The sequence below is a fragment of the Lutibacter litoralis genome (genome assembly GCF_014646675.1).
Classification (GTDB): domain Bacteria; phylum Bacteroidota; class Bacteroidia; order Flavobacteriales; family Flavobacteriaceae; genus Lutibacter; species Lutibacter litoralis.
Window position 1 is genome coordinate 314,510 of sequence record NZ_BMNS01000004.1, and the last position, 22,535, is coordinate 337,044.

The following is a 22,535-nucleotide window of genomic DNA, read 5'->3' on the forward strand; positions in this document are numbered from 1 at the left end:
CCACTCTTTTTGTTAATTAAATTGATTTTTTTCTTTTTTCTGAAGAATCTAATTTGTTCTTTTTACCAATATTGAGTTTTTCTTTTAAAACATTCATATCATCACTTACTTTTCTGTCAATTATTTTAGCGTAATGCTGCGTTGTTTTTAAGGATTTATGCCCTAACATTTTACTAACAGATTCAATAGGCACACCATTTGTTAAAGTAATTGTAGTCGCAAACGTATGACGCGCTAAATGGAAGGTTAAGTTTTTTGTGATTCCACATAAATCTGCAATTTCTTTTAGGTAAGCATTCATTTTTTGATTGCTTAATACCGGAAGAAGTTTATCACTATTAACTATATTTTTATGAGTTTGATATTTCTCAATAATGGTTAATGATGTAGGTAGCAATGGTATATTACTTATGGTATCTGTTTTTTTCCTTTTTGTATTAATCCATTTATTGCCATCAATACCAATTACAATATTTTCCTTTTTCAATTTCTGAACATCAGCATAAGCTAATCCAGTAAAACAACTAAATATAAATAAATCGCGCACTTGTTCTAATCTAGGAATATCAAATTGCTTATTTATCAAGTCTTCAATTTCCAACTCTGATAAAAACTGTCTGTCAACTGTTTTTAAACGTGCTTTCCAATTGAAAAATGGATCCTTTGTTATCCAACCATTAGCATAGGCAATTCTTATAACTTTTTTAAAATTAGTGATGTATTTTATAGCTGTATTATGTGCACAATTTCTTTCTGTCTTTAAATAATATTCAAAACCTGTAATAAATTTATGGTCCACTTCTGTAACCGCAATATCATTTACCTTGTATTCAAATTTGATAAATTCTTCTATATGGCTTTTAGCCGTTCTATATCTTAATGCAGTTCCTTCAGCAAACTCCTTCCCTACTAATTTTTCAACTTGATTATTATGATCCTGGAATATTGTCAAAAGCATTTTCTCATTCTTATTTTTCCCTAAAAAAGCATCACGTATTTGAATTGAAGTGAATCGCTTTTCACTTTCAACAAACCGTTGATGAATCTTATTGATTTTATTTATAATTAAATCTATATATTGATTAATCTCTTGGGCTTCTTTAGAAAAACCACGAACTCTATTTGCGTCTTGATTCCATTTGTCAATAGGAACTTTTCTATCGATACTTAATTCTGAACGTTTACCATTAACAGTAATTCTAAGATAAATATTTGCTTTTTGATTTACATCTGCTTTGCTCTTTTTGATGTAAAATAGGTGTGTGAATGAACTTTTCATAGCTTTTTTTCATTTTTTACAGTATAAATATACAAAAAATAAATCAAAAAATATTTTGAACCACCTGTTTTTTCAATGGCTACAGCGTTATTCGGTGTCAGTTGTATAATTAATTTTACTGACACCGAATTTGCCCCTTTTTATTTGCTTTAAATTGGTTTTAAATGAATTTTAGACAAAATAAAAACCCCATAAACATAGAGTTTATGGGGTTTTGTCACTTTTTGATTGATTTCTCGCAGAGAGGAAGGGATTCGAACCCTCGATACGTTGCCGTATACACACTTTCCAGGCGTGCGCCTTCGACCACTCGGCCACCTCTCTAATTTGTTTTATTGATTTAAATATAAATCAATTAATCCTGCTGGAGATTCAACAATAATTTTGTTATTATCTCTATCTACTTTTTTAATGAAATCATCAATCATAGGAATAAAAACTGCCACCCCATTAGAATCAATTTCAAATAATGGTTGTGCTGAAGAGTCGTTAACTCCTGTAATAACACCTACATAGCCGTAATTAACATCTTCAATATCGAAACCTATTATTTCGTGAAAATAAAATTTATTTCCTTTTAATTTTGGAAGAAATTCTAACGGTAAATACAACTCAGCCCCCAATATGGCATCAGCATCCTCTTCGCTTTCAACATCTTCAAATTGTATTCTTAGCTGATTTCCTTTTTGAAGTAAACTTTCTTCAAAAAAAAATGGAACCAGATCATTGCTTAAAGCAACAAATACTGATTCCAAATTTTTATAAAGTTCAGGTTCGTCTGTATCCAATTTGGCTACAACTTGACCTTTAAAGCTGTGTTTTCTAACGATTTTGCCTAAATAAAAACAATCTTCTTTACGCATTATCGAAAAAAATTAAGCTTCTTCGCTTGCAGCGTTTTGAGCATCATCAATAGACTCAGCCCCTTTCTCTTCAACTGGTTCTGCATTTGCAGCAGCTTCCGCAGCTTTAGCATCAGCAGCAGCTTTAATTGTAGCTTCTTCTACTTCTTTAGCAGCAGCAGCACGTTCTTCGTTTACTTTTACTTCAGCTTCAAAAGCTTTTGCTTTAGCGTCGGCTTCTTCCTTAGATAAGCCTTCTACTTTCGCATTAATTTTAGCTTCTTTTTCAGCTACCCAAGCTTGGAATTTCTCTTCAGCTTGCTCTTCTGTTAAAGCACCTTTTCTAACACCACCTACTAAATGATTTTTTAGCATTGCTCCTTTATAAGATAAGATAGCTTTTGCCGTATCAGTTGGTTGTGCTCCATTTTGCAACCATTTTACGGCTCCATCAACATCTAAATCGATAGTTGCAGGATTTGTATTAGGGTTATAAGTCCCAATTTTGTCTAAGTATTTACCATCTCTTTTTGATCTTGCATCAGCTGCAACAATCCAATAAAATGGTTTTCCTTTTTTACCGTGTCTTTGTAATCTAATTTTTACTGGCATTTTGTTTTAATTTTTAAGGTTCTCGACCTTGGTTATAAATTTTAAGTTTGCAAATATACTTAGTTATTTTCAAATTATAGAGTTAAAAGTATAAAAGTTTGAACCTCATAAGTTTTAAGAGTAAAATTCTAAATAATTATTATTAAAACAGTTAGATTGCCACTTTTTAAAAATGACAACTTCAACACAACTCAATAGTGATAAATACTAAAACTTTTCTCAGAAGAAACAGGCTTCGACTCCGCTCAGCCGTCTCTTAAACCTTTTCAACTTCATAAAATGAGATTGCCGCGTCGTTTAAAAAAACTCCTCGCAAAGACGTTTTTTCATCAGAACTTTCGGATTATTTTTCACTTCTCACTTTTTGACTTTTGACGTTGCCACTTTTATACCAATCCTGTGAATCCTAAAAAAGCTAATGATAACAATCCAGCTACTAATAAGTTAATTGGGACTCCTTTCATTCCTTTTGGAATATTTGCCAATTCTAAATGCTCTCTAATACTTGCAAAAACAATCAATGCCAACGCAAATCCTATTGAGTTAGAAACTGCAAAAAATACTGCTTTCAATAAGCTTCCACCGTCTAATCCTAAAGCTAAAATTGCAACACCTAAAACAGCACAATTTGTCGTAATTAAAGGTAAAAACACCCCTAACGCTTGGTATAACGGCGGACTCACTTTTTTCAAAATAATCTCTACCATTTGCACTAAAGCCGCAATTACTAAAATAAATGTTATGGTTCGTAAATAATCTAATCCAGCAGGAACTAATATAAATTCGTGTAATAAATAGGTTACCATTGTTGCCAATGTCATTACAAATAAAACCGCTCCAGACATACCAACAGAAGTTGAAACTTTACTGGAAACTCCTAAAAACGGACAAATTCCTAAAAATTGTGCAAGCACAATGTTATTAACAAAAACCGCTGCTATAAGTATAATTATATAATCCATTTTTAAGTTGTTTTAATTGAAATTTTGTTGAACAAAACAGATAAATATGCCAAGGCTATAAATGCGCCTGGAGGTAAAATAAATAAGATAAACGTATTAGCATCTTCCGCTACAAATTTAAATTCGAAAATACTACCACTACCTAATATTTCTCTAACTGCACCTAAGGCTGTTAAAGCAATTACAAAGCCTAACCCCATTCCTAAAGCATCTACGATAGAAGAAAGTATATTGTTTTTTGAAGCAAAAGCTTCGGCTCTTCCTAATATTAGACAGTTTACCACAATTAAAGGAATAAAAATTCCTAATTGTTCATATAAAAATGGAATAAATGCTTCTAGTACCATTTCTACAATAGTAACAAAGGATGCAATCACAATTATAAATGCCGGAATACGAACTTTACTCGGAATTTGAGTTTTTACCAATGAAACTACAATATTACTCATTAATAATACAAATAACGTGGCAACTCCCATTCCCAAACCATTAAATGCCGATGATGTTACACCCAATGTTGGACACATTCCCAACAACATTACAAATACAGGATTGTCTTTTACAATACCTTTTAAGAAATTTTGGGTTTGATTTACTTTTTCAGCCATAATTCTTAATTTTTAAGTTCTTTAAGTGCATCATTATTTTTTATAAACTCGTCATAAGCCATTTGAACAGCTTCACCAAAAGCACGTGATGTAATTGTTGCGCCCGTTAAAGCATCAACTTCTCCGCCGTCTTTTGTTACTTTTAAATTAAATGTTGAAGGATTTTTCTCTCTATACTGCGCCAAGTATTTTTCATCTTTCATTTTAGTTCCTAAACCAGGAGTTTCTTTTTGCTCTAAAACAGCAATATTTTTTATATTGCCATCTGGAGTAAAACCAACCATAATTTTAATCAGTCCGCTAAACCCTTTTTCGGTTGAACCAATTATCGCTGCACCAACAAATTCATTATTTTTAAATGCAGGATAAACCTCTACTGAATCTTTAGCAAACTCAGATTTTACTAACTGGATTTCATCAACAGGATTGTTATCGAATTCTGGCAACACTTGTTTTAAAGCATTCACTTTTCGTTCTATTTTACCTTTTTCAATTGGACCAACAGTAAGTTCATTCACAAATCCCAACGAAAAACCTGCTATTATGGTAATGGCGAATAATGACACTACCATATTTATAAATGTATCTTTCTTCTTCTTCATAATTAAACAATTTTAGATTTGATTTTTGAACCAAATCGTCTTGGTTTAAAATACGTGTTAATTAGCGGTACAAAAGCATTTATAATTAAAATTGCGAATGAAACTCCTTCTGGATACGCTCCAAATAATCTAATTACTACAGTAATTACAGCAATACCAACAGCAAAAATGAGCATTCCTTTTCTAGTCATTGGACTGGTAACCATATCAGTAGCCATATAAAACGCTCCTAAAATTGCACCTCCAGATAAAATATGGATTAACGGACTTGCGTAACTTTCAGGGTCAATTACCCAAAAAATACCAGTCATCACCGCCATTGTTACTATAATTGTTACTGGAATATGCCACGTAATTACTTTTCTAGCCAGTAAATAAATTCCACCTAATAGTAATGCCAATGCAGACATTTCACCAATGGAACCGCCAGATATCCCCAAAAACATTTCCATAGTTGAAGGAAGATTTGCGCTAATATTTGTCATAGTATCACCAAACATTAAACCTTCTTTTATCAACCCTAAAGGAGTTGCTCCTGTAACTGCATCTGCAATTGAAGTATTATTTTCAACAGCTGTTGGCCACATGGTCATCTGTACTGGAAATGAAACCAATAAAAATACACGCCCAACTAAAGCTGGATTAAATATATTGAACCCTAAACCACCAAAAGACATTTTTCCAATTCCAATGGCAACTAAACTACCAACTAAAATCATCCAAATTGGTAAACCTGCAGGTAAGTTAAATGCTAGTAAAATTCCTGTAATTAATGCGGAACCATCACCAATGGTTATTTCAGATTTTAATAAATATTTTTGAATCAAATATTCAAACAACAAACAAGATGCCACTGCAACTGCTGTTAAAATTAATGCGCTTATTCCAAATACATATAGTGAAACTAAAAATGCAGGAATTAAAGCGATAACCACATCATACATCACTTTTTTTGATGTTTTCGCTGAATGTACATGCGGTGAGGCCGATATTATAATAGGTTGACTCATTTTAATTTTTAGAAGTTTCTAATTTTTTAACAATATTTTTTCCGTATCTAATATAATCTAACAAAGGTCTGTGTGAAGGGCAAACATAACTACAAGAGCCACATTCTATGCATGTCATAATATCTTCAGAAGAGGCTTTTTCATACATTCCTTTTTCTGATAAATTCATTAACAAGTGTGGTTCCAGTCCCATAGGGCATACAGTAACACATTCGCCACAACGAATACAATTTTCTGCTTTACCTCTACTGGCTTCTTCTTCTGAAATAACCAAAATTCCAGAAGTTCCTTTAGTTACCGGCACATCGGTGTTTTTTATGGCTTTCCCCATCATTGGACCTCCGTTCACTAATTTTCGAGTTCCATCTGGCAAGCCTCCAACTTCAGCAATTAAATCTTTGATTGGAGTTCCAATTTTTACCCAAAAATTAGATGGATTTTCCATTTTTTTACCTGTAACAGTAACTACGCGTTCCATTAAAGGTTTATTATGTTGAACAGCTTCGTAAACTGCAAAAATAGTTCCCACATTATTTACAATAACGCCCACATCTAAAGGTAATCCGTTTTTAGGAACTTCTCTTCCTAAGATTGCTCTTACCAATTGCTTTTCACCACCTTGAGGGTATTTTACTTGTAACGCTGCTACTTGAATTCCAGATTCATTTTTGGTTAATTCTTTAAATTGTTTTATAGCATCCTTTTTATTGTTCTCAATACCAATTACAGCTTTTTCAATGTGTAGCGCCTTCATTAAAATTTTAATACCAACAATAATTTCAGCTGTCTTTTCAAGCATTAATCTATGATCGGCAGTTAAATAAGGCTCACACTCTACACCATTAATAATTAGATAATCTAACTTAACACCTTCTTTTACATTCAATTTAACGTGTGAAGGAAATGTTGCTCCACCTAGCCCGACCACACCATAATCGGAAATACGTTGTACAATCTCTTTCGGATCAAGTTGAATTTCAGTTATTAGCGAATATTCTTTCTCTTCAAAATTAGCTTCATTTTTAGCGTCGGTTCTTATAACAATACACTGTTTTTTATAACCACTTAAATCAATTATTTGATCAATTTTTGTTACTGTACCAGCAACTGGAGAATGTATATTTGAAGATACAAATCCACCAGATTTTGCAATTACCTGACCTATTTCAACTTTATCTTTTTTATCAACTACTATTTCTGCAGGAATTCCAATATGCTGTGCAATCGGTACAGTTACCATTTTTGGTACTGTCATTCTTTTAATTCCTTTAGAAGAAGTAATTTTATTTTCTGGAGGGTGAATTCCTCCTTTTGGGAATGTTTTAAGCATCCTTTTTAGACTTTTCTAGTTCAACTTTAACAACTGCTTCTTTTTTTACAACCGCAACTTTTTCGGCTTCAACCTTTTCAACTTCGACCTTTTTAACTACCTTTTTTACAACAGTTTTTTTCTCAACAACTTTTTTAGGTTTTTTTGGTGGGAAATTTGTTTCAATAATAGAATGTGTAGGACAAACTTCAACACATTTTCTACAAAGTGTACAAAGACCGGCATCAATGTATGCCAATTGATTTTCCATTGTTATGGCATCTTTCGGGCAAATATCTTCACATTTCGAACAACCAATACAAGCAACATCACAGGCTTTTTTCGCTATTCCACCTTTATCTTCATTTAAACAACCAACAAATATTTTTAAATCCCGTTTGTTTTTTGGGCGCATTTCAATAATATCTCTTGGACATTCTTCAACACAAGCACCGCAAGAAGTACATTTATCGGTAATAATTACTGGTAAACCTGTAGCCTCGTCCATATACATAGCATCAAACTGACATACCTTTACACAATCTCCATCACCCAAACACCCATATTGACAATCTGTCTCACCGCTATAAATCATTGCAGAAATAGCACAGGTTCTTGGCCCTTGGTATTCGGTTGTTTTTGGACGTACATCGCAACCTCCTTGGCAACGTAAAACAGCCACTGTTGGATCTCTTTCTACAACTTCTTTACCCAAAATAGCGGCAACTTCTTTCATAACATCATTCCCTCCTACCGGACAAAACAAATCTGAAATATCTTCTGAGCCTACTAATCTTTCAGCAAACGATTTACATCCCGGAGAACCACAACCAGCACAATTTGCACCAGGCAAAATTTCATCTACATCGGCAATTAAAGGATTTTCATAAACATAAAACTTTTTAGAAACTACATACAACACAACTGCTGCAATAATTCCCAAAGAAGCTAATAACAAAACACTATATAAAACTGAATCTGTCATTCTAATTAAATTTTAATATTGATACTTGAAATGCTTTTTGAAATTTACTTTTCAATACAAAAAGCATAAAATAATAAGGAATTAGAATGATAAGCGACAACAAGCCTGCAATCCACTCTTTAAAGAAAAATGAAGTAGCTATTAACACTACAAACATTAAAATAAAAGGAAAAACATATGCCCAAAACACCGCTTTTAAACCAAGCTCTCTTTTTAACAAAACATCAACAGTTTCGTTTAATTGAAATGATTGGGATATATTAACAACCTCTATTTCTTTATCATTAGAATCTGAAACACCACAAGCCGATTGGGCTTTACAACCTTCACAATTTACATTGCCTTTAAGTGCTACGGTAATTTTACTTGGGGATATTTTTGAGATAACTCCTTGATGTTTTATCTGTTTTATATCGCCCGTTTTATAAGATTCTAAATCTAATTGCTCCATAATCTTCATCCTCATTTATTAGGAACGGTAAAACTAAGTCTTAAAAACTTGAAAAAAAATGACGAATGTTAGGGTTTTTAAGCAAAATAGATTGTAAAGAGTCATTTTAAAGCATCATTTTTTACTTAGCTCACTCACTTTTAATAAAAATCGAATATAATTGTTAATAAAAAAGAACGTTTTTAAAAGTTAGAAAGTTCAAAATTATTACTTTTAAAAACTCATTATTTACAGAAAAAATTCATGTTTTTAATATTTGACACAGAAACCACAGGGTTACCAAAAAAATGGAATGCGCCAATAACCGACACAGATAATTGGCCAAGATGTGTTCAAATAGCTTGGCAATTACATAATGAATATGGTGAACTCATTGATCAACAAGATTATTTAATTAAACCAGAAGGTTACAATATTCCTTATGATGCGGAGCAAATCCACGGAATTTCTACACAATTGGCCAAAGAAAAGGGAGAAGATTTAGAAAAAGTTTTATACCTATTTAATGAGGTCTTATCGAAATCTAAATTTGTAGTTGGTCAAAATGTAAAGTTCGACCTTAATATTATGGGTTGTGAATATTTCCGAAAAGAAGTAGCTACAACATTAGATAAGCTTCCTGTTTTAGATACCTGCACAGAAACAACTGCTACTTTGTGTCAAATTCCTGGAGGAAGAGGCGGTAAATTTAAACTACCAACATTAACAGAGTTACACCAGTATTTATTTAAAACACCTTTTGCAGAGGCACATAATGCAACTGCCGATGTTGAAGCCACTACTCGCTGTTTTTTAGAATTAATTAGAAGGCGTGTTTATACAAAGGAAGAGTTAGATGTTCCCGCAGACTATTTTCTTAATTTTGATGCTAAAAACCCTAACACAATTGATGTTATAGGATTGACGCATGCAAACTTAAAAAAGGAAAGTAAACGACTAAAAAAGCAACATGTTGAGAAAACTAACATTGCTACCCCCTCAACAGCAACTATAAAAGACCTTGAAAATACCGATTTTGCGCATTTACATTGTCATTCTCAGTTTTCAATATTACAGTCTACATCTAGTGTAAGTAATCTCATAAATTCAGCTATAAAATTCAACATGCCAGCCGTTGCAATTACCGACACTGGCAATATGATGGGAGCATATTACTTTGTGAGTGAGGCAATTGCACACAACACCAAAGTAGAAAAATTTAATAAGAATTTAAAAGAAGGTGAGACTCCTAAACTCCCTATTAAACCAATTTTAGGATGCGAATTTAATGTTTGTGAAAATCATCTAGACAAATCCCACAAAGACAATGGCTACCAAATAGTTATTTTAGCAAAAAACAAAAATGGTTATCATAATTTAGCAAAAATGTCTTCCATTTCTCATACGGATGGATTCTATTATGTACCCAGAATTGATAAAAAAATTATTTCAGAATATAAAGAAGATTTAATTGTACTCTCTGGAAATTTATATGGTGAAATACCCAGTAAAATTTTAAATGTTGGAGAGAATCAAGCAGAAGAGTCTCTTATTTGGTGGAAAGAGCAATTTGAAAATGATTTTTATTTGGAAGTAATGCGTCACAACCAAGAAAATGAAAATCATGTTAATAAAGTTTTGATTGAATTTTCCAAAAAACACGACATAAAACTTATAGCTACAAACAATACTTTTTATACACGAGAAGATGAAGCAGAAGCACACGATGTTTTATTGTGTGTTAAAGATGGAGAAAAAATGGCAACTCCAAAAGGTAGAGGAAGGGGTTTTAGATATGGTTTACCAAATAACCAATATTATTTTAAATCTCAGGATGAAATGAAATCTTTATTTAAAGATTTACCTGAAGCCATTACCAATATTCAAGAAATTGTAGATCAAATTGAAGTTTATACATTAAAAAGAGATGTACTGCTACCAAAGTTTGATATTCCACAAGAATTTGTAGATCCCGAAGATGCCAGAGATGGAGGAGTTCGTGGAGAAAACGCCTATTTAAAACACTTAACTTTTGAAGGTGCAAAAATAAGATATGGTGATGAATTGGATGAAAGTACTAAAGAACGATTAGATTTTGAACTTTCAATTATCAAAAAAACTGGCTATCCTGGGTACTTTTTAATTGTATGGGATTTTATTCTAGAGGCTCGTAAAATGGATGTTTCTGTTGGTCCAGGACGTGGATCTGCTGCAGGATCAGCGGTAGCTTACTGTTTATGGATTACAAATATTGATCCTATTAAATACGATTTACTTTTTGAGCGTTTCTTAAATCCTGATCGTGTTTCATTACCCGATATTGATATAGATTTTGATGATGAAGGAAGGCAAAAAGTAATTGATTTTGTAATTGATAAATATGGTGCAAGCCAAGTTGCTCAGATTATTACCTACGGAACAATGGCTGCCAAATCTTCTATAAGAGATACTGCCAGAGCTTTAGATTTACCTTTACACGAAGCCGATAGGATTGCAAAACTAATTCCCGGGTTAAAATTGCAAAATATTTTTGGAGAAGATCCTAAAAGTATTGCAAAAGTTAAAGGGTTAAGAGCCGAAGAACTTGAAAAAGTAGAAGAACTTAGAAGACTTTCTGAAGGTTCTAATTTAGAAGCAAAAACTATAAATCAGGCACGTGCTTTAGAAGGATCTGTTAGAAATACTGGAACACACGCTTGTGGCGTTATTATTACACCTGAAAAAATCACCAATTTAATTCCAGTTTCCACTGCCAAAGACAGTGACATGTATGTTACTCAATTTGATAATAATGTAGTTGAAAGTGCTGGGTTATTAAAAATGGATTTTTTAGGATTAAAAACCTTAACATTAATTAAAGATACCGTTAAAATAATAAAGGCAATTCATAACATAGATTTGGTTCCAGATGATTTTCCTTTAGACGATCAGAAAACATACGAACTCTTTCAAAAAGGTGAAACTATTGGGGTTTTTCAATATGAATCTCCTGGGATGCAAAAGCATATGAAATCGTTAAAACCTACAGAGTTTGCCGATTTAATTGCAATGAATGCTTTGTATCGTCCAGGTCCTATGGAATACATTCCGTTGTTTATTATGCGTAAACATGGAGAGGAAGAAATTGAGTACGATTTACCTGAAATGGAAGAGCATTTACAAGAAACCTATGGTGTAACTGTTTATCAAGAGCAAGTAATGCTACTTTCTCAAAAGTTAGCTGGTTTTAGTAAAGGTGATGCAGATATGCTGCGAAAAGCAATGGGTAAAAAGATTTTTTCGTTGCTTGAAGAATTAAAACCAAAATTTATTGAAGGAGGTAAAAAAAATAACCATCCTGAAGAAAAATTAGAAAAAGTTTGGAAAGATTGGGAAGCATTTGCTGCCTATGCATTTAACAAATCGCATTCTACCTGTTACGCATATATTGCTTACCAAACAGCTTATTTAAAAGCACATTACCCTGCTGAATATATGGCTTCCGTCTTGTCTAATAATATGAATGACATTAAGCAAATTACATTTTTTATGGAAGAATGTAAACGTGCCGGAATTCCAGTTTTAGGACCAGATGTTAACGAATCTTATTACAAATTTGCCGTAAATAAAGAGGGTGCCATTCGATTTGGAATGGGCGCCATAAAAGGTGTTGGAGCTGCAGCTGTTGACGCTATAGTTGAAGAACGTAAAAATAACGGACCATATACTTCTATTTTTGATATTACAAAACGGGTAGATTTACGAGCATGTAATAAAAAAGCATTTGATGGTTTGGCAATGGCTGGTGGGTTAGATTCCTTTAAAAATGTGCATCGTGCTCAATATTATCAATTAGATGAAAAAGGTGTTACTTTTATTGAAAGAGCAATTAGATACGGTAATAAATATCAAGAAAATAAAAATTCTGCTCAAGTATCGCTATTTGGTGAAGCATCTGAAGTTCAATTTCCAGAACCAGAAATCCCATATGCTGAAAAATGGGGAATGATGGAAGCTTTATCAAAAGAAAAAGAATTGGTGGGCATTTATATTTCTGGACATCCTTTAGACGATTTTAAAAATGAAATTAAATATTTTTGTAGCACTCCCGTTTCAATTTTTAAAGAAGACTTAAATAAATACGTAGGTTCAAATTTTGCTTTTGCAGGAATTTTAACCGACGTACAACATAGAGTTTCACAAAATGGTAATGAATGGGCCTCATTTGTTGTCCAAGATTTTGGAGACAGCCACGAGTTTCGAATTTTTAAAGATGCCTATTTAAATTTTAAGCCTTATTTATATGAAAATGCTTTTAGACAAATTAAGGTAAATATTGCTCCAGGTTGGAGAAACAAAGATGGAAAAATAGGTGAACCTAGAATTAATTTTACAGGAATTCAAATTCTGCAAGATGTTTTAGAAAAACAGTCTAAAAAAATAACCTTACAATTAGACATTAACCAAGTTAACGAAACAAAAATTTCTGAGATTTCTAAAATATTAAAGCAAAATGAGGGTTCTATTCCTGTGGACTTTACTGTATTTGACCTAAAAGATAAAATAAAGCTAAATTTACATAGCAGATCTGTAAAAGTAAACGTTACAAACGAATTTTTAAAAATCTTAAAAGATGAAAAATTAAGATTTAAATTGAATTAATACATGAAAAAAATCTTTTTTATCTTTTTTGTTTTCAGTTTTATAGTAAGTTTTAGTCAAACAAATTCTTCCTATTTTCAAGCAGATTATTTTTACGGAAATATATTACGTCAAAATCCAGATGCATCTGTTTTATTACAAGGACATCCAACTGGAATTTTTATAAGTTATAATAAAAGAACGTCTGGAGAAGAAAATTGGCAAGAACATTACAATTATCCGGATTTTGGATATTCAATTGGATATCAAGATTATAAATCAGAAATATTAGGTAAGTTATATTCGGTTTACGGGCATTATAATTTTTACTTTACAAATAGAACATCACCAAGTCAGCTAATTTTAAGAGCAGGAATTGGTTTGGCCTACAATACTAATCCTTATAATAAAGAAACCAATAATAAGAATACCGCCTTTGGAACTCATTTAAATTCGAGCACTTATTTTAAATTGTATTTTCAACGAGAAAATATAATTAACAATTTGGGTTTAAACGCCGGTTTAACATTTATACATGCTTCCAATTCTAATATAAAATCACCAAATTCAGGTATGAATGTTTGGGCTGCAACCTTAGGTGTTAATTATAATTTATCTCTGGCACAAGCTGTTAATTACACTCCTTCTTCTGAAAGTAAGTATTTTAAACAACCTATAAAGTATAATTTTGCAGTAAGAGGTGGTATTAACGAGTCAGAAATAATTGGTAGTGGTATAAAACCATTTTTTGTGGTTTCGGCGTATGCCGACAAACGTTTAAACAGAAAATCTGCAATTCAATTTGGAGCTGATTTATATATTTCCCCTATTCTAAAAGATTATTACGAGTTAAATTTAACCATACCGCATACAAACTTAAAAGAGACTTCAGATTTTTCGAGAATTGGAATTTTTATGGGACACGAATTATTTATCAATAAAATATCTATTGAAACCCAAGTTGGATATTACGTAAAATACCCTTTTGAATACCACGGAAGGTTGTATGAAACTTTAGGGCTAAAAAGATATATAAATGAAAAATGGTTTGCTTCAATAAGATTAAAAGCACACGCTGCTGATGCAGAAACTGTAGAATTTGGAGTAGGAATAAGACTTTAACAGCTATTTATGAAGAATCTAATTTTAACGTTTTTCCTTTTATTTACTGTTTTGGTTAGTGCACAAACTGACGCCATAAAGTACAACAACATTCAAACAGAATTCTTTTTTGGAATACCAATTGAACACGATAAAAAACTAAAAAATGCTATAGATGGTAATTCTTATGGAATATTATTAAGTTTTAATAAAATAAATACAAAAAACACAATTTTTAACAAACTTTATAACTATCCAAAAAGAGGTTTTTCCTTTTTATATCAGAACTTTAATTCAGATGTTTTAGGAGAGGTTTTAGGCGGATACAGACATTACAATTATAATTTAAAACATACTTCAAATTCAAGTTTAAAACTTATTAGTGGATTTGGATTTGGTTATGCTACAAAGTCTTACGATGCAATTTCAAATCCAAAAAACCATGCTATTGGCTCTAAATTATTAGCTTCAGCATATCTAAAATTGCAGTTTTTTCAATTGTTAAAAAAAGAAAGATTAAGTGTAAATACGGGTATTAGTTTAATTCATTTTTCGAATATTGCATTTAAAAATCCGAATTTAGGAATTAACACTGTAAACTTAAACATAGGTTTTAACTACTTGTTAGAACCTATAAAATTTGAACCTTTACAAGAAGAAACTACTATTAATGAATTAGATAAAAAAGTACATTTTAATTTAATTTTACGTGGTGGTTATAACGAATCTTTAGAAATACATAGTGGCGTATTTCCATTCTATACCGTTACCTTCTACGCAAGTAAAACCATAAATAAATTCTCTGATATTACTTTTGGAGCAGATTATTTTAAGTCAGAATTTTTAAAAAATCATATTAAAAATAAAAATTTAGAAGAAGGAAAATCTTATAATGAAAATGATTATGCTAGAGTTGGAATATTTGTTGGTCACGAATTAATTCAAAACAATTTTTCTTTTATTTCTCAAATTGGATATACAGTTTATTATCCTTTTCCTTATGTTAGCAGAGTTTACGAGCGTTTTGGATTAAAATATAAATTAGGAAAGCATTTGTTTTCTGAAGTTACAATGAAAATAAATTTATTTAGAGCTGAAGCATTAGAAATTGGTTTAGGCTATAAATTTTAAAAAATAGTTAAATGAAGAAAATAATTTATATATGTTGTTTAATTACAATTTTCAGTTGTAATAGTGAAGATGCAGGAGATTGTTTACAAACAGCCGGAACTATAATACAGCAAGAAATTGATGTACCCCCTTTTAATAAGATTCTAGTAAATAAAAAAGTGGCATTAGTAATTAGTCAAGGACCAACTCAAAAAGTAATCATAGAAACTGGCGAAAATTTAATGCCTGATATTGAAGTACAAGTATTAGATAACCAGATAATTTTAACAAATCATAATACGTGCAATTTCTTTAGAGATTATGGCATTACCAAAGTTTATATTACATCACCAAACATTAGTGAAATTAGGAATGCTTCTGAGTTAAATGTTACTTCAGAGGGTTTACTAAGGTTTCCTAATCTATTTTTAGAATCAGCAGGAATTGGAAATACATATTTAGCAGTTGGGGATTTTAATTTAATTGTTGAAAATTCTAAAGTTACTGTTTTAAGTAATGGTATATCAAATTTTTATTTATCTGGAAAAACAAAAGAACTAACAATTTATTTCGCAAGTGGAGACACACGTTTAGAAGGCAAAAACCTTATATCAGAAGATGTAACGATCTTACAAGTAAGCTCCAATGATATTTTAATTCATCCAACAAAAAGTTTAAAAGGATCCATACATTCAGTTGGAAATATTATTTCTTTTAACAAACCTCCAATTGTTGAAGTGGATGTGCTAAGTAAAGGTAAATTAATTTTTAAGTAAGAAAATCAATTTAGGTTCTTTAGCTTCTATAAACTTTTCATAGCTATATAGGCAAGTATATATTTTCATAAAGTATGGATTCCTGTTTACACAGGAATGACATTTAATTTAAACAAATTAACAATTAATAAAACGAATCATAAAACTAGAAACTTAAAACCTGTCCTGATCTAATTCGGTATCAATTCCCTAAACAAACTTTCTAAATTTTTATTTTTTGTATTTAACTTGAGCGTTTTTAAACCTTGATCGTGTGCAAAATCAAATACAGCTGGTCGCATATCTTTTGTTGTATTAAAAACTAATAACCAACTCGTATCGTATATGTTCTCAGCAGATTTTAAATTCGGAATCGTTTCTACAAATTGTTTTTCAATTTTATAATCAAATTCAACTTCAATTACCTGCTCCTGATTTTTTTTGAGTTCAATTAAATTTTCATCTGCAATAATTTGTCCTTTATTTATTAAAATTACACGATCGCAAATAGCATCTACCTCTTGCATAATATGTGTTGAAAAAAGCACTGTTTTATTTTTACCGATTTCTTTAATTAAACTTCTAATTTCAATCAACTGATTTGGATCTAAACCTGTTGTAGGTTCATCTAAAATTAATACATCTGGATTGTGTAATAACGCTGCTGCCAATCCAACTCGCTGACGATATCCTTTAGAAAGTTGTTTAATTTTTTTATGAGATTCGGGAGTTAAACCTACTTTAGTTATAATTTCATCAACTTCAATTTTAGCAATTTTATAGATTGAAGCATTAAACAATAAATACTCCTTAACATACATTTCTAAATAATGCGGATTGTGTTCAGGTAGGTATCCAATTTGCCTTTGAGCATTTATTTTTTTGGTTTTAATATTAAAATCACAAACCAAAACTTCCCCCTTAGAACTAGTAATAAATCCTGTTATAATTTTCATCATAGTAGATTTCCCTGCTCCATTTGGGCCTAAAAAACCAACTATTTCTCCTTTTTTAATAGAAAAACTAACATTATCTAATGCTTTTTGATCTTTATAAAACTTGGTAATATTTTTAACTTCAATAGACATTTAACAAAAATACATTTTAATTACAATTAGTTGTTACAAATTAACGTTGTATGCGTCATATAATTTTAAGAACTTTGAAAAAAATAATTATGGGTTGTTTAAGAGTACTACTTTGCATCATTTTTCCACCATTAGCAGTTGTTGATAAAGGTTGTGGGTCTATAATTATTGTATTTATTTTAACTTGTTTAGGCTGGATACCTGGTGTAATTGCAGCTTTAATAATTAACAATAATCCGAATAATTAATGCAAAAAGTTATATTACAAGATTTAGGTTTAAAAGATTATAAAGAAACTTGGGATTATCAAGAAAAATTATTTCAAGGTATTATCGACATAAAAATTGATAATAGAAAAAATAATAGTGAAAACGTTACTCCAAATTATTTTGTTTTTGTTGAGCATCCACATGTTTATACTTTAGGTAAAAGTGGAGATTTAAGCAATTTATTATTAAATGAAGTGCAACTTGAACAAAAAGGAGCTACGTTTTATAAAATAAATAGAGGTGGTGATATTACGTATCATGGTCCAGGACAAATTGTTGGCTACCCAATTTTAGATTTAGATAATTTTTTTACTGATATTCATAAATATTTACGTTTTTTAGAAGAAGTAATCATTAAAACATTGGCTGAATACGGAATTACTGCAGCACGCAGTGAAGGTGAAACAGGAGTTTGGCTAGATGTAGGAACACCTTTCGCCCGTAAAATTTGCGCTATGGGAGTTAGAACAAGTAGATGGGTTACAATGCACGGTTTTGCATTAAATGCAAACACTAATTTAGGTTATTTTGATAATATTATTCCCTGCGGAATTAAAGGAAAAGCAGTAACTTCTATGGAAGCTGAATTAGGCAAAAAAGTTGACTTAGATGAGGTAAAAACGAAGATTCTAAAGCATTTTTCGGAGCTGTTTGACGTTGAGTTATAAAATTAAAACAACGTGAGGCACTCAATAAAGTTTAGCATAACGAAACAAACCTTTTAACTTTTAATTTTTTTACAAAACCTAATCTTCTTCGTTGTAATACACTTTATAAAATTTCATTTTTTTCTCCTCGTCGTAGCCTTTTTCTAAATATTCGCTAGAGGCATCTGGCGCATCTATATCTAATTTAATTTGAATATTGGTATCTAGTTTAATTTCAGTTTTAATTTTTTGTTTTTGTTTTTTCAGCACAATGTCTGAAATGGCAAACTGATTTCTAACCAATACATCATTTATTTCTTCAAATTGCTTTTTATAATTATCAAACAGAGGTTTAAAATCTTCATTCTCTTCAAAAACCTCATCTTTAAAATCGTGAATATTTACGTCTTCATTTTCTTTAAAAAAATCGACTGTTTTTGCTAAAAACTTTGATTTTTCCTGTACTCCATAATCTTCTTTTATAACTTCTTCAGAAAAATCTTTACACATTTCAATGTAATTTTGAGTATGCTGATTACTATCATCTGCGTATTTTACATTTAAAAAGTTTTTAATCCAATATTGCGCATCATAATTATTGGTGTCAACACTTAGAACTACTCTTCCTTCGGCATCGGAAGAGTTAATAATTAAACAACCTTTATCTAATTTTTTAGTACTTATTCCTTTCTGAACAAAAACATCTAAACTGTCTTTTTCCATAAAAGTTTGAAAGAAATTTATTTTATTTTCAATTTTAAAAATCCCTATCGCATTTGTAACAACTTCATTGTATTCAATATCTTCAATAAGTGCAATAATAACATCTCCAACTTTAATTTGTGCTGAATTTGATTGTTCGAATAAATGATTTACAATGTGTTTAGAAACATCAACAAAAGTTGTTTCGTCTTTAAAAATTTCTGTTGAATAATTATTTATTTCGTTCAACTCTATATTTGCATGATGATTAAAACGAAAACTTTCTGCAACGTTGGCAAAGGGTTTCAATAAAAAAGGCTTCATTAACTCGTAACTTTCTTCATCGAAAGTAATTACATCCTCAGAAAAAATATTGGTTGCACTGTTAAATTTGTTTCCAACTTTATGAATTATAAATTTTGTTATTGAAGCTCTAGTACGTTTTATCATTTTTTACATTTTAAAAACGCAAATGTAAAATTTTAAAAATACATTTTTAGAAATTACAACTCTAATTTTAATTGTTCGGGAACTAAGCGAAACGTTTTTCTATGGTATGGCGTAATTCCAAATTCTCTAATTGCTTCCCTATGTTGTTTTGTTGGGTACCCTTTATTTTTTTTCCAATAATACTCTGGAAATTCTAAATCTATTTTATGCATAAACTCGTCTCTGTAGGTTTTTGCCAATACAGAAGCTGCCGCAATACTCATAAATTTCGCATCTCCTTTTATAATTGTTTTATACGGAATATTTTTAAACGAATTGAATTTATTTCCGTCTACAATTATATGTTCTGGGGCTACAGATAACTTTTCTATAGCTGTATGCATTGCTAAAATAGATGCTTGTAAAATGTTTATTTCATCTATTTTAAGCTCATTTATATATGAAACTCCGAAAGCTAAAGCGTTTTTTTCTATAAAAGGGCGCAATAATTCGCGTTGTTTTTCTGTTAATTGTTTAGAATCGTTTAATAAAGGATGCTCAAAATCTTCAGGCAAAATTACTGCTGCAGCCACAACTGGACCCGATAAACAGCCTCTACCAGCTTCATCTGTACCAGCTTCCAACACATTTTTTAAAAAATATTTTTGAAGTCCCATATTTTAAAAATAAGATTACAAAATTAAAAAAGTTATCATTGCAATTTACTATTATTATTTTCGTTCAAATAATTTACCTTTGCTACTTTATATAATTTATGAAAAAAGTATTAGTAACATTATTTTTAGGGTTTTATTTTATAAGTATTTCGGCACAAGTAATTATGCCAGACCGTGACAATGGTTTATTTCAAACTGATAGCACTTCATTTAAAGATGCGGTTAATATTAAACTTAGTGGAAAAACTAAGTACACAGATTATAGAATGTTTTCTGTGCATAATGATACCACAGTTATTGATACCACATTAACTTTACAAAAAAATTTTAAATTTAATTATACTAGAAAAGATAATTTTGAATTATTACCTTTTCATAATCAGGGGCAAACTTTTAATAAATTAGGTTTTAACTTTGAAGGAAATTCAGTTTTTCCAGCTATGGGAATGAATGCTAAACAATTTAATTATTACAGTGTAGAAGATATAAAATATTATAAAGTTCCAACACCAACTTCAGAGTTTATGTATAGAACTGGTTTAGAACAAGGGCAGGTTCTAGATGCTTTCTTAACAATGAATACTTCTCCTCAATTTAATTTTTCTTTAGCTTATAAAGGTTTACGTTCTTTAGGAAAATATAGACAATCTTTAGCCAGTCATGGTAATTTTAGAACAACTTTTAATTACAATTCTAAAAACAAAAACTACTATTTAAAAGGTCATTTTTATTCTTTTGATTTTCTTAATGAAGAAAATGGTGGTTTAACAGAAGAGTCTATAAATTATTTTGAAATTAATGATCCAAATTATACGGATCGCGGGCGTTTAGAAGTTAATTTTACAGATGCTGAAAACATGTATGAAGGAAAACGGTATTTTGTTAACCAAAGTATCACACTTTTTTCAAAAAAGAACCAACTTACCAAAAAACATATAAAAAGTGTATTACTAATTGAACAAAAAAAGACAGATTCTTTAAATAATTTACTAGCTCTAAAAGCAGCGGATTCAATGCGGATAGATTCGATAAGCATTTTAGCTAAAAAGGATCTGGAAGTTAGTAATATAAAACCTAAAGATTCCACAAATATTTCTAGCGATGAAGGTATACTAACAGCAGCAATAAAGCTGCAAGATTCCATTAATATTTCACCTAAAGAAAAATTAGTAGAAGCTAATTTAGAAGCTAAAGATTCGTTAACTGATTCAATAAAAAAGAATGATACAGTTTCAAAATTAAAAAGTAAAAAACAACTCGCGTTAACTAAAACCAATAAGCAAAACCCCAATAAAAAATCTAAAGATTCTGTACAAGATAAAATTTCTAAATTGGATTCCATTAAAAATATTAAAGATAATTTAGTTTTAAAGTTAGGACATACATTTATGTATGAAACCAAACATTACAGGTTTAAAAAAGGTGATCCTCAAACTTTCTTTGGAGAATCTTATGAAACTTCTATTAAAGATCATACGTCTTATCAAAACATGGAAAACCAGCTCTATTTTGAGCTATACACACCATATACTGGAACTTTAAGAGCAAAAGCAAATTATTACAAATATAATTACCATTACAATAGTATCTTGTATTTAGATACCATTACAATTTCTGATAGATTAAAAGGAGATGTACTTGCTGCAGGAGCAGATTGGAAAGCAACCATTGGTAACTTAAGCGTAAATGCTGATGCTACTTCAATTATTTCTGGAGACTTAACTGGGAATTCTATAAAAGCTTCCATAAACTATAAAAAAGATAGTATTTATAGTATCAAAGGATATGCTGAAGTTACTTCAAAATCACCTAGTTTAAATAAAATCTTGTATCAAAGTGCTTTTAAAGATTACAACTGGAAAAACAATTTTAAAAACGAAGAACTAAAGAATGTCGGTATTGAATTTAAATTAAATAAATGGGGAAGTATAAATACTTCCTATAATTTAATTGATAATTACACCTATTTTGATACAATTTCTCGTCCAACTCAGGCTAAAGAAACTTTAAATTATATAAAAGTAAAAGCCAACCAGTATTTTACATTTAGAAACTTTACCTTAGACAATACTGTAATGTATCAAAATGTTTTAGAAGGTGAATCGTTTTTTCATGTGCCACAAATAGTTACTCAAAACACTTTGTATTACGCAAATTATGTATTTAAAGGAAAACCGCTTTATTTACAAACTGGAATAACTTTTAAATACTTTACTGCATTTAAAGCGAATGCTTACAATCCGCTTTTAAGTGAGTTTGTACTGCAAAATGAAACTGAAATAGGTAATTACCCTATTTTAGATTTCTTTTTTAATATGCAAGTGCGAAGAACACGTCTCTTTTTAAAAGTTGAGAACTTTGGAGCTGGTTTTACTGGCAGAAATTACTATAGCGCTCCAAATTATCCGTACAGAGATTTAACAGTTCGATTTGGTTTGGTTTGGAATTTCTTTATTTAACCTTTTCTAAAATCCTTACCCATGAACTAGGACTTTTAA

20 protein-coding genes and 1 tRNA gene are annotated in these 22,535 nt (G+C 30.5%); 7 read left to right on the forward strand and 14 right to left on the reverse strand.

All coding sequences use genetic code 11. From position 1 onward, the window contains the following. Positions 1-16 precede the first annotated feature (16 nt). The 11 genes from IEW75_RS08010 to IEW75_RS08060 all read right to left on the reverse strand — a co-directional run bounded on the left by IEW75_RS08010 (position 17) and on the right by IEW75_RS08060 (position 8,675). Positions 17-1,279, reverse strand: a complete 1,263-nt coding sequence (locus IEW75_RS08010) for a site-specific integrase (RefSeq protein ID WP_134248629.1) — start codon at positions 1,277-1,279, stop codon at positions 17-19. A 239-nt stretch (positions 1,280-1,518) separates the two neighbouring features. Beyond that, positions 1,519-1,603 (reverse strand) — tRNA-Ser (locus IEW75_RS08015). An 8-nt stretch (positions 1,604-1,611) separates the two neighbouring features. Further along, positions 1,612-2,142: a ribosome maturation factor RimM gene (gene rimM, locus IEW75_RS08020; protein ID WP_134248628.1), complete on the reverse strand. Its 531-nt coding sequence runs from the start codon at positions 2,140-2,142 to the stop codon at positions 1,612-1,614. 12 nt (positions 2,143-2,154) lie between these two features. Continuing rightward, entirely contained in the window at positions 2,155-2,733 is a 579-nt protein-coding gene (locus IEW75_RS08025) for a 30S ribosomal protein S16 (RefSeq protein WP_134248627.1), read from the reverse strand. A gap of 386 nt (positions 2,734-3,119) precedes the next feature. Next, positions 3,120-3,695, reverse strand: coding sequence for an electron transport complex protein RnfA (locus IEW75_RS08030; protein ID WP_134248626.1), 576 nt, complete (start codon positions 3,693-3,695; stop codon positions 3,120-3,122). Between the two features lie 2 nt (positions 3,696-3,697). Further along, complete coding sequence (locus tag IEW75_RS08035) at positions 3,698-4,303, reverse strand: RnfABCDGE type electron transport complex subunit E (protein WP_134248625.1); 606 nt, start codon at positions 4,301-4,303, stop codon at positions 3,698-3,700. Positions 4,304-4,308: 5 nt separating this feature from the next. After that, entirely contained in the window at positions 4,309-4,905 is a 597-nt protein-coding gene (locus tag IEW75_RS08040) for an RnfABCDGE type electron transport complex subunit G (protein ID WP_134248624.1), read from the reverse strand. Between the two features lie 2 nt (positions 4,906-4,907). Then, the gene (locus IEW75_RS08045) at positions 4,908-5,915 is read right to left on the reverse strand and encodes an RnfABCDGE type electron transport complex subunit D (RefSeq protein WP_134248623.1); all 1,008 of its coding nucleotides are present in this window, start codon (positions 5,913-5,915) and stop codon (positions 4,908-4,910) included. 1 nt (position 5,916) lies between these two features. After that, a complete protein-coding gene (gene rsxC / locus IEW75_RS08050; protein ID WP_134248622.1) occupies positions 5,917-7,245 on the reverse strand; it encodes an electron transport complex subunit RsxC in 1,329 nt (442 codons plus the stop codon). Then, entirely contained in the window at positions 7,238-8,209 is a 972-nt protein-coding gene (locus tag IEW75_RS08055) for a Fe-S cluster domain-containing protein (RefSeq protein ID WP_134248621.1), read from the reverse strand. The genes rsxC and IEW75_RS08055 overlap by 8 nt, the downstream gene beginning before the upstream one ends. 1 nt (position 8,210) lies before the next feature. Further along, positions 8,211-8,675 (reverse strand): SoxR reducing system RseC family protein, encoded by a 465-nt coding sequence (locus tag IEW75_RS08060; protein ID WP_134248620.1) that lies wholly within the window; start codon positions 8,673-8,675, stop codon positions 8,211-8,213. Between the two features lie 228 nt (positions 8,676-8,903). On the opposite strand from IEW75_RS08060, the gene dnaE reads away from it, so the two are divergent. From dnaE to IEW75_RS08080, 4 genes are read left to right on the forward strand one after another with little or no spacing between them, the layout of a single operon-like run. Then, complete coding sequence (dnaE, locus tag IEW75_RS08065) at positions 8,904-13,280, forward strand: DNA polymerase III subunit alpha (RefSeq protein ID WP_134248619.1); 4,377 nt, start codon at positions 8,904-8,906, stop codon at positions 13,278-13,280. Positions 13,281-13,283: 3 nt separating this feature from the next. After that, complete coding sequence (locus IEW75_RS08070) at positions 13,284-14,381, forward strand: acyloxyacyl hydrolase (RefSeq protein ID WP_134248618.1); 1,098 nt, start codon at positions 13,284-13,286, stop codon at positions 14,379-14,381. A gap of 9 nt (positions 14,382-14,390) precedes the next feature. Then, positions 14,391-15,491 (forward strand): acyloxyacyl hydrolase, encoded by a 1,101-nt coding sequence (locus IEW75_RS08075; protein ID WP_134248617.1) that lies wholly within the window; start codon positions 14,391-14,393, stop codon positions 15,489-15,491. Positions 15,492-15,502: 11 nt separating this feature from the next. Next, the gene (locus IEW75_RS08080) at positions 15,503-16,246 is read left to right on the forward strand and encodes a head GIN domain-containing protein (RefSeq protein ID WP_134248616.1); all 744 of its coding nucleotides are present in this window, start codon (positions 15,503-15,505) and stop codon (positions 16,244-16,246) included. A 170-nt stretch (positions 16,247-16,416) separates the two neighbouring features. Here IEW75_RS08080 and gldA read toward each other — a convergent pair whose 3' ends face one another. After that, positions 16,417-17,313, reverse strand: a complete 897-nt coding sequence (gene gldA / locus IEW75_RS08085; RefSeq protein ID WP_134248615.1) for a gliding motility-associated ABC transporter ATP-binding subunit GldA — start codon at positions 17,311-17,313, stop codon at positions 16,417-16,419. Between the two features lie 89 nt (positions 17,314-17,402). Between gldA and IEW75_RS08090 the strand changes: the two genes are divergently transcribed. Both IEW75_RS08090 and lipB read left to right on the forward strand, forming a co-directional pair. Beyond that, a complete protein-coding gene (locus IEW75_RS08090) occupies positions 17,403-17,561 on the forward strand; it encodes a YqaE/Pmp3 family membrane protein (RefSeq protein WP_134248858.1) in 159 nt (52 codons plus the stop codon). Further along, a complete protein-coding gene (gene lipB / locus IEW75_RS08095) occupies positions 17,561-18,250 on the forward strand; it encodes a lipoyl(octanoyl) transferase LipB (protein WP_134248614.1) in 690 nt (229 codons plus the stop codon). The genes IEW75_RS08090 and lipB overlap by 1 nt, the downstream gene beginning before the upstream one ends. A gap of 78 nt (positions 18,251-18,328) precedes the next feature. On the opposite strand, the gene IEW75_RS08100 is transcribed toward lipB, so the two are convergent. Both IEW75_RS08100 and rnhB read right to left on the reverse strand, forming a co-directional pair. Beyond that, positions 18,329-19,381, reverse strand: coding sequence for a nucleoid-associated protein (locus IEW75_RS08100; protein ID WP_134248613.1), 1,053 nt, complete (start codon positions 19,379-19,381; stop codon positions 18,329-18,331). A 53-nt stretch (positions 19,382-19,434) separates the two neighbouring features. Then, positions 19,435-20,037, reverse strand: a complete 603-nt coding sequence (rnhB, locus tag IEW75_RS08105; protein ID WP_134248612.1) for a ribonuclease HII — start codon at positions 20,035-20,037, stop codon at positions 19,435-19,437. A gap of 98 nt (positions 20,038-20,135) precedes the next feature. Between rnhB and IEW75_RS08110 the strand changes: the two genes are divergently transcribed. After that, on the forward strand, positions 20,136-22,496 hold the full coding sequence (locus tag IEW75_RS08110; RefSeq protein ID WP_134248611.1) for a putative porin: 2,361 nt from the start codon (positions 20,136-20,138) through the stop codon (positions 22,494-22,496). The last annotated feature ends 39 nt before the right edge of the window (positions 22,497-22,535 follow it).